We start from the raw sequence: 13,579 nt of genomic DNA, 5'->3' as shown, positions 1-13,579 counted from the left end.
TCTGCAGAATTCCAAAGCCCAGCCTTACCGTTGGGCTTCGGGTTTTTTCCAGGCCCGGTAACGCGGATTTTGCGACGCAATGTCATGCAAATCCCGCGACGCAGCAAACTGCACCTACAATTCGGTCATGTCTTTTTTGCACCGGCCCGAACTTATGACCGATACCCTGCTTGAAACGCCCGAAACCTCGGCCCTGAACGATTACCTGCAGGCGCACCAGGCCACTCTGGTGACTACCGAAGGTAGTTACGCGGTGTCAGTGCATGGCGAGATTGTGGTGAACAAGCGGGTGGTGCCTTATCACCTGGTGCCGGATGAAGGCTTTCTGGGCAAGACCAACAAGTGGCGCAAGCTAGGCACGGCAGAGCGCCTGGCCCTGCTGCAAGAGCGTTGGAACACTGCCGCGCGCGAAAAGCTAGAGCAACAACTGCTGCAGTGCGCACTGGGAATCGCCAAAATCTCCCAAGAATACGAACTGGATCCCAGCAGTGCCTATAACGCGTTCCAGGCCAAGTACGAACTGGCACGCATGCGCTGCAAACTGGCGGTGGAGCGGATTGAATCGTTACTCGGCACCGGCGTAGCTACGCGCCAAGCCGCCAAAACGCATGATGCGATCAATCTTTCGCTGTACCCGGAATCGTTCACGCTGGCGCAGCAGATGAAACGCCATTTCATTGCGGTGCTGGGGCCGACCAATTCCGGCAAAACCCACCAGGCGATGGAACATCTGGCACTGGCCAAATCCGGTGTTTATCTGGCGCCGCTGCGTTTGCTGGCTCTGGAAAACTACCACCGCCTGCTTGACGCCGGGGTTGCGGTCAGCCTGATTACCGGCGAGCAACGCAAACTGCACCCGGACGCCACGCATGTGGCCAGCACGGTGGAAATGCTCAACCCCAACCGGGCGATTGATGTGGCGGTGATTGATGAAATCCAGCTGCTGGATGATCCGGATCGCGGCGCGGCGTGGACTGCCGCGGTATGTGGTGTCCCGGCCAGCACGGTGTATCTGCTGGGCGCGCTGGAGGCTGAAGAAGCCATTGAATCGCTAGTCAAACGTGTGGGCGGCACGCTGGAAGTACGCAAGCTGCAACGCAAGTCTCCGCTGGAAATGGAGCGCCAGCCGCTGGGCTCGCTCAAAAACCTGCACCCGGGCGACGTGCTGATTGCATTCTCGCGCCGCGAAGTGCTGAACTGGCGCGATCAGGCCATCGAGCAAGGCTTTGCGGTATCGGCCATTTACGGCAATTTGTCGCCCGAGGTGCGCCAGGCGCAGGCCGAACGCTTTATTGAAGGCGAAACCACCATTGTGGTCGGCACCGATGCCATCGGCATGGGCCTGAACACGCCTGCACGCCGCGTGATCTTTACCACGGCCAACAAGTGGGATGGTTATTCCGAAGGCATGATCAGCGCCTCGCTGGCCAAACAGATTGCAGGTCGCGCCGGGCGGTTTGGCGAGCATGAAACCGGTTTTGTGGCCGGGCTGGATGCGCAAACGCACAAAGCCATCACCATGCTGCTCAAGCAAAAGCCAGAGCCGCTGCCCGCCACCGGCTTCTTTGTCGCGCCCAATCTGGATTACCTGCAGCAAATCTCCGCCGCCAGCGGCCAGACCAAGCTGCAGCCGTTGCTGGAACTGTTTACCAAGCACATCAACGTCCACGACGAATTCTTCCTGCCCGCCAATCTGACTGATCAGTTGGAAAAAGCCAAATGGCTGGATGTGTTGCCGCTGTCGCTGGCGGAGCGCTTCACCTTCAGCCTGTGCCCGATCTCGACCAAAATCCCCATGCTCGAACGCGCCCTGAAAGACTGGGCCGCCTGTCGCGCCAACAAAAAGGCTGCTCCGCTGCTGCGCATGGAAGGCCTGGGCGGACGCAATGAGCTGCAATATCTGGAAGACACCTGCAAGCTGTACTCCGCCTACGCCTGGCTCGGCTATCGCATGCCAGACACCTTCCCCAGCGGTGAAATGGCGCAATCGCTGATGCAATCGACTTCGGAAGAAATCGACAAGCTGCTGCAAGTACAGAACACGCGGCATCGGCATGGCAAAAAACCCGCCAAGCCGGTGCGCCGTGGCGCTAGCGGACCGAATCGGCGGCGATAAACGCAACAGACGCGCGTGCAAAGTGCGTGCGTCTGTCGATGTTGCAACTCGCCGTGCGCTCGTTGCCTTTGCCCCAAATCAAATAAACCCGCCAAATACCGCGTCCGCGGTAAACCAGACACATCCCGCCCCGTTAAACGAGATCGGCTGCGAATCGTCAGACTCGCGCCGCTATCGGCAAGCGACTTCAGCCGCTATCGGCAAGCGACTTCAGCCGCTACCCAAAGTATCAGCCCCAGCAACGGAACCCGATAATGCCCAGCGCAATGCCTCCCGACACAGACGCGGCCGCCACACCATGGCTCGCCGCACGCTGGCAGCATGTGGATTACTTTTTGCGTTTGCTCGGTCTGCAAGGCAAAGGGTTCGCGCTGATTGCGGGGCTGGTGTTGCTGGGCTGGCTGGCCAGTGGCATCTACAAAGTGCAACCCAGCGAGCAAGGCGTGGTACTGCAGTTTGGGCGCTGGGTGCAAACCACGGATTCCGGCCTGCACTACCACCTGCCGTGGCCCATTGAAACGGTGATGCTGCCCGAGGTCACGCAGATTAACCAGATTCATCTAGGCAACCAGGTTGACGGCCCGCAGGCCTCGGTGGTTGATCCGCGAGAGAAACAAATGCTGACCGGCGACGAGAACATCGTTGAGGCCGATTGCACGGTGTTCTGGCGCATCAAAGATGCCGGGCAGTTTCTGTTCAGCGTGAACATGCCGGAAGCCGCCTTGCGCGTCACTGCTGAAAGCGCGCTGCGTGAGGTGATCTCCCGCACGCCAATCCAGGCCGCCATGTCCAACCGTCGCCAGCAGATCGCCGAAGAAACGCTCACGGTGTTGCAAACTTTGCTGGACCAGGAAAAGGCCGGGATTCTGGTGACTCAGGTACAGCTGGAACGGGTTGACCCACCCGCCGCCGTCATTGACGCTTTCAACGATGTGCAGCGCGCCCGCGCCGATCAGGAACGCGCCCGCAACGAGGCCCAAGCCTACGCCAACGACATCATTCCCCGTGCCCATGGCGACGCCGCTCGCATTGAACAGGAAGCCGAAGGCTACAAAGCGCAGGTGGTGAATCTGGCGCAAGGCGAGGCGCAACGCTTTGACTCGGTGTACCAGAGTTACATTCAAGCCAAAGATGTCACTGCCTGGCGTTTGTACCTGGAAAGCATGGATGAAATGCTCAAGAAGGCCAGCAAAGTGGTGGTGGATGCTACCGGCAAAAGCGGCAATGGCGTAATGCCGTGGCTGCAGTTGCAGGATAAGCCCAAAGCGGCGACCGGCAAGGAGGCACACCCATGAACCGCCGTTTGCGTCCCTTGCTGATTGTCGGCGGCATCGCCCTGATTTGGCTGTTGTCATCCAGTTTGTACACCTTGAATGAGGGCCAGAAAGCGCTGGTCATCCGCCTGGGCGCGCCGCTCACAGTGGATGAGCATCCAAGCCTGAAATTCAAGATGCCGCTGATCGATACTGTCATGTTCTATGACACCCGCGCCCAAACGCTGGCGCCGCCGCCGGAGCAGATCATTCTGGGCGATGAAAAGCGGCTGGAAGTCGAAACCTACACGCGTTATCGCATTGTGAATCCGCTGGTGTTTTACCGCGCTTTACGTACCCCGGACCAAGCCAATGCCCAGCTGGCGCAGATGGTCAGTTCGTCTTTGCGGCGGGCTTTGGGCAAGGTGCCGCTCAAAACGCTGCTATCCATCCAGCGCGACGAGATCGTGATGCAGGTCCAGCAAGAAGTGGCCGAACGCTCACGGCCGCTGGGGCTGGAAGTCACCGAAGTGCGGCTGCATCGGGCCGATTTGCCACTGGAAACCAGTCAGGCCATTTACGACCGCATGAAGTCCGAGCGCCAGCAAGAGGCCAAACAGTTGCGTGCACAGGGCGCGGAATGGGGCCAGCAGATTCAGGCCCACGCCGATGCCGAACGCACGGTGATTCTGTCTGAGGCGCAACGCCAGAGCGTGATTACCCACGGTCAGGCCGATGCCGAGGCCAACCGTATTCTTGGCCTGGCCTTCAGCAAAGACCCCAAATTCTACAAGTTCTACCGCGCCTTGCAGACCTACAAGCAATCACTGGCCGATTCCAGTCCAACGCTGGTGCTGTCGCCAGACTCGGCCATGATGCGCTATCTGAAAGCCGGGCCTGATGCCAAGCCGTAACGGCTGCGGCTTTCGATGATGGATAACGCAATTCCTCCCGCCACGCTGGTACGACTCAAGCGCTTGGCCACGGTGATCGGCCCCGGTCTGGTGGTGATGCTGGCCGACACCGATGCCGGCAGCATGATTACCGCCGCGCAAAGTGGTGCGCAGTGGGGTTATCGCCTGTTGCTGCTGCAAGCCTTGCTGATCCCGCTGTTGTTCATGGTGCAGGAACTCACCGTGCGCCTGGCCTTGGGCACCGGCAAAGGTTACGGCGAGCTGATTTTGCAGCGCTTTGGCCGGGCCATCGCCGTGCTGGCGATGACCACTCTGGTGATCAGTTGCTTTGGTGCCTTGATCACCCAGATGAGCGGGCTGGCGGGCGTGGGGCAATTGTTCGGGCTGCAACCGTGGCAAACCGTGACGGTGATCGGGCTGCTGATCTTTGCCATGGTCTGTACGGGCTCCTATCACTCGGTTGAACGCATCGCCATTTTTCTGGGCATCTTTGAACTGGCGTTTTTGCTAGTGGCCTGGAAAGCCCAGCCCGATTGGGCGCAAATGGGCCGTCAGGTATTGCATATACCGCTACACAACCCGGGTTACCTGTATCTGGTCGCCGCCAATCTGGGCACCAGCGTGATGCCGTGGACCGTGTTCTACCAGCAATCTGCCCTCATCGATAAAGGGCTGGGGCTGTCACACCTGAAGCTGGCGCGGATCGACACTTTTCTGGGCGCCATCCTGTGTCAGGTGATCACCGCCGCCGTGCTGATCGCCACTGCCGCCGCGTTTGGTCACGAAGGCGCCGGTGTGCCGCTGGATAGCGTCCCGCAAATTGCCCAAGCCTTTACCCGTGTGTTGGGGCCAGACACCGGCCGCATTCTGTTTGCCATGGCGCTGAGCGGCGGCGCGCTGGTTGCCACCATTGTGGTGTGCCTGAGTGCAGCATGGGCGCTGGGCGAAGTCTTTGGCATGCGCCACACCCTGGCCCAACATCCGCGTGAAGCACCGTGGTTTTACGGCGCGTTTGGCTTCATGTTGCTAGCGGGCGGGGTACTGGTGGCTTCGGGTGTCAATTTGATCAAGCTATCGATTGCCACCGGCGTGATCAACGCCATTTTGTTGCCGGTAGTGCTGGGTTTGCTGTACTGGCTGGCCCGCAAAGAGTTGCCGCAACGCTACCAGCTGAAGGGAACCTATGCCGTGGTGATTGCTATCCTTTTTGGCGTTACGGCGTTGTTTGGTTTGTATGCAGGCCTTGCCGGTGCATGGGGATCGCCATGACTTTAAGTTTGCTTTGCAAAGGGAGCCCGCATGGGGACTGACAGCGTGTTGATGGCGCTCGGGCTGAGCATCCAGGTGTTCTTTCTTGATCTGATCCTCAGCGGTGACAACGCCCTGGTCATTGCGCTGGCCTGCCGCAACGTGGCCGCACCTTTACGCGCCCGCGCCGTGTTAATTGGCACCGGGGTGGCGGTAATCCTGCGCACTTTGCTGACCACCGTGGTCGGCTACGTGCTGATGATTCCGCTGTTAAAGCTGGTAGGCGCGGTACTGTTGCTGGTGATCGCAATCAAGCTACTTCTGGATAGCGATGACAACGCCGCAGACAAGGGCGGCGAGGACGCCAGCAGCACCCAGACCTCACTGGCCAGCGCCGTAGTCACCGTAGTGGTGGCCGATCTGGTGCTCAGCCTGGACAACGTGGTGGCGCTCGGGGCCGTGGCGCAAGGCAGCGTTTGGCTGCTGGTATTGGGCTTACTGGGTAGCGTGCCGCTACTGATGTACGGCAGTTTGTTCATTGGCCGCTGGCTGGACGAAAACCCGTGGCTGGTGCCCGGCGGCAGTATGTTGCTGGGCTGGATCGCCGGGCGCATTGCGGTATCCGACCCATTGGTAGCTGATTGGGTAAACAGCCAGGCACCCGCATTGAAGTTGGTCGTACCGGCGATATGCGTGATATTTGTTTTGCTGGAAAGCCGCATCATTCGCCAGCAAAGCCGGGTACTCGTGCGCCCGGCGCCGCTTCGTAACCGGGAACCCGTTACTGCAAATATCCTGCCCACGGGACCTGCACTTATTGCCGCCGCGCCTGTGTCAGCCCCTGCCATCTCCCCCAAGGCAGTCGTAGCCGTGGCCGCTGCTGTGCCCACACAAACCCCGCTTGCTGAAGACCTGGCAAGGTCGGCACGAGAGCTTGCAACCACGCAACCCACCACCGAACCCGAACTACTCGACCGCCCCGCGCTTATTCGCCCGGACGATCCGGTCAATGTATCGCCGCTTTGGTCCATAGGCCTGAAAGTGCTGTTTGTGCTGGCGGGCATTATTGGTGTGATCTGTCTGGGCTGGTTGTTCTATCACCTGTTTATCGTCGGCACCATGCCGCCACCGTCGGGGCATCCCGTGGTTACGGGGGCACTGGCAGCGTTAGCCAGACTTGGTTAGGCGGCTGCGCGCCCTTTCTCTCTCTTGGTAATAGCGCCAAGGAGAAAATGGGGGCTGTCCGGTCGCTGCTATTGCTGCCGCCGTGGGTAGTTACCACTGCATTGGATTTCCGCCAAGGGACTACCGAAGTCGAGAATAACGGCGTGATTGGCAGGCCCTCGCTTTATCCCGTAACTGTTGCCTGGCATGTAAACGCCACCTTCCCGCTCAAGACACCCTCATCGCGGCCCCCGCAGTCGGTGTAATATCTCCCGGTTTGCCGCAAACGCAGCAAACCCTCCCCCTCGGGCAACAAGGCATTGGAATGATCCTGAATCAGCGGCAGCAAGAACTTCTGGACTGGGTCCAGCGTGACGGTCATGTCAGTGTGGAGAAGCTGGCATCGCATTTCAGCGTGACGCACCAGACCATCCGGCGCGATATCAACCAGTTGGCTGATGCGCGTTTGCTGCAACGCGTGCACGGTGGGGCCAGTGCTCATTCAAGTGTCGAGAACGTGGCCTACAATACCCGCCAGGTGATGTTCAGCAGCGAGAAACAACGTATTGCCCGGCTGGTGGCTCAGCACATTCCCAATCATGCCTCGATGTTTATCAACCTTGGCACCACCACCGAAGAAGTCGCCAAGGCGCTGAGTCATCACGTGGGTTTGCGGGTGATTACCAACAACCTGAATGTGGCGGCCATGATGTGCAGCTACGCCGATTGCGAGGTCATCGTCGCCGGCGGCGTCATGCGCCCGCGCGATCGCGGCATTATCGGCGAAGCCACCATCGAGTTCATTCGCAAGTTCCGGGTGGATTACGCGATTCTGGGCATATCCAGCATTGAGAGTGACGGCACGCTGCGTGATTTTGATCTGCGCGAGGTACGCACATCCGAGGCGATTATCGAGCATTCGCGCAATGTGTTTCTGGTGGCCGATCACTCCAAATTTGGACGGCCAGCCATGGTGCAATTGGGGCATTTGTCGCAGGTCACCGCCTTGTTCACCGATGCGCCGCTGCCAGATGAGATGACCAGCGTCCTCGCCGAAACCGGCACTGAGCTTTACATCGCCGACCAAAGCCACTGACCTGCAGGCTGAAACCACCCGCACCAATCCACGCCGCAGACTGAGGCATTCAAGTTGCATCAAAACAGACCGCCTGTCGGGATTACGCAACAACCTGGTGCGCCTTTTTCCGACATAAACCGGTCTTTTTGTTTCGCTGCAGCATTCTGACAAAACCTTTATGCATCAATGTAGTCACTCGTAATGACACTACATTTTTGCCATCCAAGCTGACCCATGCCGAGCTTTTGAATTTTTCCTGGCGGGTTGATAGCACCTTTCGTTTTCCAAAATATTCGAATAATGTTCTGTTTGTGTTGCATTTTTCGCAATAACCGCACAAATCGAAAATAAACGAACAATCCCGCGTCGCACCACCTGGTGCGATCTGAACGTCGCGGGATATTGCCCCTGCGGCACGGTCGCGGCACAGTGATCGGCTCGCAACCCGTCAATTGGAGAGTTGAAGAGATGCAAAAGCAATTTATCCTCGCGCTGGATCAAGGCACTACCAGCTCACGCGCCATCGTGTTTGATCGCGCGGGCAATATCGTATCGCTGGCGCAGAAGGAATTCCACCAGCACTACCCGCAGGCGGGCTGGGTTGAACACGACCCGCTGGAAATCTGGGGCACGCAGGCTGGCGTAGCGGCTGAAGCCGTGGCGTCCGTTGGCCTGGAAAGCAGCCAGATTGCCGCCATCGGTATTACCAACCAGCGTGAAACCACCATTGTCTGGGATCGCGAAACCGGCCACCCGGTGTACAACGCGATTGTCTGGCAGGACCGCCGCACCGCCAGCTACTGCGATTCGCTCAAGCGCGATGTGCTAGAGCAAATGATCCGCGAGAAAACCGGGCTGCCAATTGACGCGTATTTCTCCGGTTCCAAAATCAAATGGATACTCGATAACGTTCCCGGCGCCCGCAGCCGTGCCGAGCAAGGCAAACTGGCCTTTGGTACCGTCGACTCCTGGCTGGTGTGGAACTTCACCCATGGCCGCGAGCACGTAACCGATGTGTCCAACGCCTCGCGCACCATGCTGTTCAATATCAACACACTGCAGTGGGATGACGAACTGCTCAAGCTGCTGGATATTCCGCACAGCATGCTGCCGCAAGTGCGTTCTTCCAGCGAGGTCTACGGCCACACCGCCGACAACCTGTTTGGTGGCGCGATTCCGATTGCCGGGATCGCGGGCGATCAGCAATCCGCGTTGTTCGGCCAGCAATGCACGCGGCCAGGCATGGTCAAAAACACCTACGGTACCGGTTGCTTCTTGATGATGAACACCGGCAACAAGCCGATTACCTCGCGCAACAACCTGTTGAGCACCGTGGCATGGCAAGTGAAGGGCGAAGTGCAATACGCGCTGGAAGGCAGCATTTTCAGTGGCGGCGCGGTGGTGAAATGGCTGCGCGATGGCTTGGGCATTATCCGCACTTCGTCTGAGGTCGATAGCCTGGCGCGCAGCGTGCCAGATAGCGATGGTCTGTATCTGGTGCCCGCGTTTGCCGGTCTGGGTGCGCCGCACTGGAATCAAGACGCACGCGGTTCGATGTTTGGCGCCACGCTGGGTACTACCGGCGGCCATGTCGCTCGCGCCGCGCTGGAAAGCATCGCCTACCAGACCATGGACGTGCTCAAGGCCATGGAAGCTGACGCCGGTATCACCATGCCCGAACTGCGCGTTGACGGCGGTGCCACGGTGAATGATCTGCTGATGCAATTTCAGTCGGACATCCTTGGTATCAATGTGGTGCGGCCGAAGATCACCGAAACTACCGCGCTCGGTGCGGCGTACCTGGCTGGTCTGGCGGTGGGTTACTGGAATGATGTGGAAGACGTGCAGGGTCAGTGGCAACTGGATCAGCGCTTTACCCAGCAATTGCCGCAAGCCGAGGTCGATCGCCGCGTTGCCGGTTGGCAGCGCGCCATCAAAGCCACCATTGCGTGGTCGGCATCCTGATCAAGCCCTGATCACCTGAGCGGCATTGCCCCTTTCCCATCATTGCGGAACTCTGGATATGAATCCCCTCTTTGCTGAATTTATCGGCACCACCTTGCTCGTCTTGCTGGGCAACGGCGTGGTTGCCAACGTCATTCTGAACAAAACCAAGGGTCAAAACGGCGGCCTGATCGTGATTGCCTTCGGCTGGGCCATGGCGGTGTTTGTTGCCGTATTTTGTGTGGCCTCGTTCAGCGGCGCGCACCTGAACCCGGCGGTCACGCTGGCTCTGGCGGTCGCGGGCAAGTTTGCCTGGGCGCAAGTGCCGGGCTACGTGGCGGCACAAATGCTCGGCGGCATGACCGGCGCTTTTCTGGTCTGGTTCATGTATCGCAAGCATTTTGAACACACCGATTGTGCCGATACCAAACTGGCGGTGTTCTGCACCGGCCCGGCCATCCGTAGCTTGCCCGGCAATCTGGCCTCCGAAATCATCGCCACCTTTGTGCTGGTGTTTGCCGTGCTGCATATGGTGTCGCCCAAGGTTTCACTCGGCGCCATGGATGCACTGCCGGTCGGTTTGCTGGTGCTGGGGATTGGCGTATCGCTGGGTGGCACCACCGGCTACGCGATGAGCCCGGCGCGCGATCTTGGCCCTCGTATCATGCACGCGCTGCTGCCGATTCCCGGTAAACGCGATAGCGACTGGTCATATTCCTGGGTACCAGTGGTGGGCTCGTTAATTGGTGGCGCGTTGGCCGCAGGCTTGTTTTTGAGCCAGACGTAAAAGTTGATTGATCCCTACAGGAATGGGTGGCGGCAAAGCAGGCTCAACCCGCTTGGCCGCCATCCGTTCCTGTTTCATCAATAACCTAACCCGGATGGAACGCAGTGGGAATCCAGGGTGGCAATGCCTCAATGGACCACGGTGTCTGAAATTGCGGATACCGCTCCCCGGATTCACGCTGACGCTCCATCCGGGCGACAAAACCTCGCCCGGCCCAATGGTCGCAATGCCATTCGCCCACAATTGGCGATCATCCCCCGGCCACTAACTCCCCTCGTTCCGCAAGCACTGATCCCCGCAAAACCCTCGTGCGCCCTGCTTTCGTTTTATGTTCATTTTTTGGCAGATAAATCAAAATACCACAATAAAACAACATTTTTAGAACATTAAATGTTGTTTTATTATCTTAAAATGTCTAGAATTTGTTTCATACGAACAAATACAGAACACCGAATCGAACATGGTTTTGTAGTTGAAAGCCGGATCGGTTGGCTGATTTTCTGGTCAAAGTACAAAGGTGAAACACGTTGGACAAGCTGATGTATGACTTGCTGGTGATTGGCGGTGGCATCAATGGCGCCGGAATTGCGCGAGATGCGGCTGGGCGCGGGTTATCGGTGCTGTTGTGTGAGAAAGATGATCTGGCTTCGCACACCTCCTCTGCCAGTACCAAATTGATCCACGGTGGTTTGCGCTATCTGGAACATTACGAATTTGGCTTGGTCCGCAAAGCGCTGCAGGAGCGCGAGGTGCTGCTGCGCGCTGCACCACACATAATCTGGCCATTGCGTTTTGTCATGCCACACGCGGCAGACCAACGCCCGGAATGGATGATCCGCACCGGCTTGTTTTTGTATGACTACCTGGCCAAACGCGAATTGCTACCCGGCGCGCAGACAATCTCCTTTGCCAAACATCCATCAGGCGTGCCACTCAAGCCGGGCTTCAAACGCGGGTTTGCCTATTCGGATGGCTGGGTGCAAGACGCCCGGCTGGTGGTGCTGAACGCCATGGACGCCCACGAACATGGTGCCACCATCATGACTCGCACGGCGGTGACTGGCGCACGGCGTGAGGCCAAGTCCTGGCGCATTGAGCTGCATCATGCCGATGGCCGCGAGCAAACTGTGTTTGCCCGCGCCGTGGTCAACGCAGCCGGGCCGTGGGTGGACCGGCTGCTGCGCGATGTGATCGACACGCCATCCAGCCACTCGGTGCGGCTGGTGAAAGGTAGTCACATCATCGTGCGCAAACTGTTCGATCACCCGTTTGCGTATATCTTCCAGAATCCGGACAAGCGCATCATTTTTGCGATTCCGTTCGAAGGCGAATTTACGCTGATTGGTACGACCGATATCGAATACCACGGCGACCCCGCAGCAGTGCAGATTGATCCGGATGAGATCGATTACTTGTGCCAGATGAGTAATCGTTATTTTGCGCAGCAGATCAGCCCGACCGATGTGGTCGCCACCATGTCTGGCGTGCGGCCACTGCTGGATGATGAATCGTCCAGCGCAGCCAAAGTAACCCGCGATTATTCACTGGAACTGAACACCGACGGGCCGCCGCTGCTGTCGGTGTTTGGCGGCAAGATCACCACCTACCGCAAACTGGCAGAGCAAGCCGTCGACCAGCTCGCACCGCTATTGGGTAGCACCCGCCCGACATGGACGGCCACCGCGCCACTACCGGGTGGCGATATCGCCGATGCCGATTTCAATCGTTTTTTTGCCGACCTGCAGCAACGTTACGACTGGCTGCCCGAAGCGCTGCTGTTGCGCTACGCCCGCGCTTACGGCACGCGAATCAAGACCCTGCTGGGTAAAGCACGCTGTTTGTCTGATCTGGGCGCGCAAATTGTGCCAGGTTTATATGAGGCGGAAGCCCGATATCTGGTTGAAGTGGAATGGGCGCAGCGGGCCGACGACGTCCTGTGGCGCCGTAGCAAACTGCAACTGCACATAGACCCGGCCAACGTGCCATTGCTGGAAAACTGGCTGGCCGATTATCTGGCACGTAAAGACCTGAACGCCCACCGGCGCAGCCGCGTCGCCTGAGTCTGGAAAATGGAACCTGCAATGAGCCTGTTTTCCCGTACTCCACATATTCAGCCGACGCTGGCCGGGCGGTTATCCAACCCCACGTCACGGCGCCGCAAAAGGGTAGTCGGCAACTGGAAGATGTACGGCAATCTGGCGCTGTGCCGCCAGGCTGTGCCCCTGCTGGCCGAGATCGCCACAGCCGACGTTGATCTCGTGTTGTGCCCGCCCGCACCGTATCTGGGCGAAGTTGCCCAGCTGGCGCACGGAAGTCATTTGCAGTATTGCAGCCAGAACGTAGCCGAGCTGGCTGATGGCGCACGCACCGGCGAATGGTCGGCACACATGCTGGCTGATCTGGGCTGTCACTATGCCATCGTCGGGCACTCGGAACGGCGCCTGCATCATCATGAAAACGATGTTTTGATCGCGGCCAAAGCCAAAGCCTGCGTACAAGCGGGCATCACGCCGATTGTCTGTATTGGCGAGAACTGGGTGCAGCGGCAAACCGGTCAGACTGAAGCGGTGCTGCAATATCAGTTGGGCACACTGCTTGAGAGCGGCGCGTGGCAAGGCGCGATCATTGCTTATGAACCGGTGTGGGCGATCGGGACCGGCATCGCGGCCACGCCGGAGGAAGCCCAGGCCGCGCATCGCTTTATCCGGGAACAGATTGCCGCGCACGGCGTGGCGGCGGCCGCAGCCATCACGCTGCTCTATGGTGGCAGTGTGAACGCCGACAATGCCGCGGCGCTGTTTGCCATGCCAGACATCGACGGCGGATTGGTCGGCGGCGCTTCACTGGATACCGGCGCATTTTTGCGCATCTACGCCGCTGCGCAGGCCGCTGACACCGCCATTCATCCCGCAGTAGTGGCAGGAGCGCTGCAATATCCGGGGCAAAGCCGCTAAAGAGCGGCCCAACGCACTATATTTTAGTGGGCATGCCGCTGTCATGGCGGCTGGCCCGGCCAGAATTTTCAGCCAGACACAGGCCGCCGTACCGCCTCTTATCCAGGGAGCAGGCCCGGCG

General features: G+C 58.9%; 11 protein-coding genes. All 11 read left to right on the top strand.

Annotation, left to right across the window (positions count from 1 at the left end):
- Positions 1–154: 154 nt before the first annotated feature.
- Entirely contained in the window at positions 155–2,116 is a 1,962-nt protein-coding gene (locus tag P4L78_RS21185; RefSeq protein ID WP_309330524.1) for a helicase-related protein, read from the top strand.
- Positions 2,117–2,370: 254 nt separating this feature from the next.
- A complete protein-coding gene (gene hflK / locus P4L78_RS21180; RefSeq protein WP_283147577.1) occupies positions 2,371–3,411 on the top strand; it encodes an FtsH protease activity modulator HflK in 1,041 nt (346 codons plus the stop codon).
- Entirely contained in the window at positions 3,408–4,283 is an 876-nt protein-coding gene (locus P4L78_RS21175; RefSeq protein WP_309330522.1) for a protease modulator HflC, read from the top strand. The genes hflK and P4L78_RS21175 overlap by 4 nt, the downstream gene beginning before the upstream one ends.
- A 15-nt stretch (positions 4,284–4,298) precedes the next feature.
- Positions 4,299–5,552, top strand: a complete 1,254-nt coding sequence (locus P4L78_RS21170; RefSeq protein ID WP_309330520.1) for a divalent metal cation transporter — start codon at positions 4,299–4,301, stop codon at positions 5,550–5,552.
- 30 nt (positions 5,553–5,582) lie between these two features.
- Positions 5,583–6,716, top strand: a complete 1,134-nt coding sequence (locus P4L78_RS21165) for a YjbE family putative metal transport protein (protein WP_309330518.1) — start codon at positions 5,583–5,585, stop codon at positions 6,714–6,716.
- 304 nt (positions 6,717–7,020) lie between these two features.
- Positions 7,021–7,791 (top strand): DeoR/GlpR family DNA-binding transcription regulator, encoded by a 771-nt coding sequence (locus tag P4L78_RS21160; RefSeq protein WP_309330516.1) that lies wholly within the window; start codon positions 7,021–7,023, stop codon positions 7,789–7,791.
- A 450-nt stretch (positions 7,792–8,241) separates the two neighbouring features.
- Positions 8,242–9,738 (top strand): glycerol kinase GlpK, encoded by a 1,497-nt coding sequence (glpK, locus tag P4L78_RS21155; RefSeq protein ID WP_309330514.1) that lies wholly within the window; start codon positions 8,242–8,244, stop codon positions 9,736–9,738.
- 58 nt (positions 9,739–9,796) lie between these two features.
- Positions 9,797–10,504, top strand: coding sequence for an MIP/aquaporin family protein (locus P4L78_RS21150; protein ID WP_309330512.1), 708 nt, complete (start codon positions 9,797–9,799; stop codon positions 10,502–10,504).
- A gap of 123 nt (positions 10,505–10,627) precedes the next feature.
- A complete protein-coding gene (locus P4L78_RS21145; RefSeq protein ID WP_309330510.1) occupies positions 10,628–10,894 on the top strand; it encodes a hypothetical protein in 267 nt (88 codons plus the stop codon).
- A 137-nt stretch (positions 10,895–11,031) separates the two neighbouring features.
- Positions 11,032–12,564 (top strand): glycerol-3-phosphate dehydrogenase, encoded by a 1,533-nt coding sequence (gene glpD, locus P4L78_RS21140; protein WP_309330508.1) that lies wholly within the window; start codon positions 11,032–11,034, stop codon positions 12,562–12,564.
- Positions 12,565–12,585: 21 nt separating this feature from the next.
- Complete coding sequence (tpiA, locus tag P4L78_RS21135; protein ID WP_309330506.1) at positions 12,586–13,458, top strand: triose-phosphate isomerase; 873 nt, start codon at positions 12,586–12,588, stop codon at positions 13,456–13,458.
- Positions 13,459–13,579 lie beyond the last annotated feature (121 nt).

The sequence above is a fragment of the Silvimonas sp. genome (assembly GCF_031291215.1).
GTDB classification, from domain to species: Bacteria; Pseudomonadota; Gammaproteobacteria; order Burkholderiales; family Chitinibacteraceae; genus Silvimonas; species Silvimonas soli.
The sequence above is the reverse complement of the archived record's forward strand: the minus strand, read 5'-3'. Positions and strand labels throughout refer to the sequence as shown.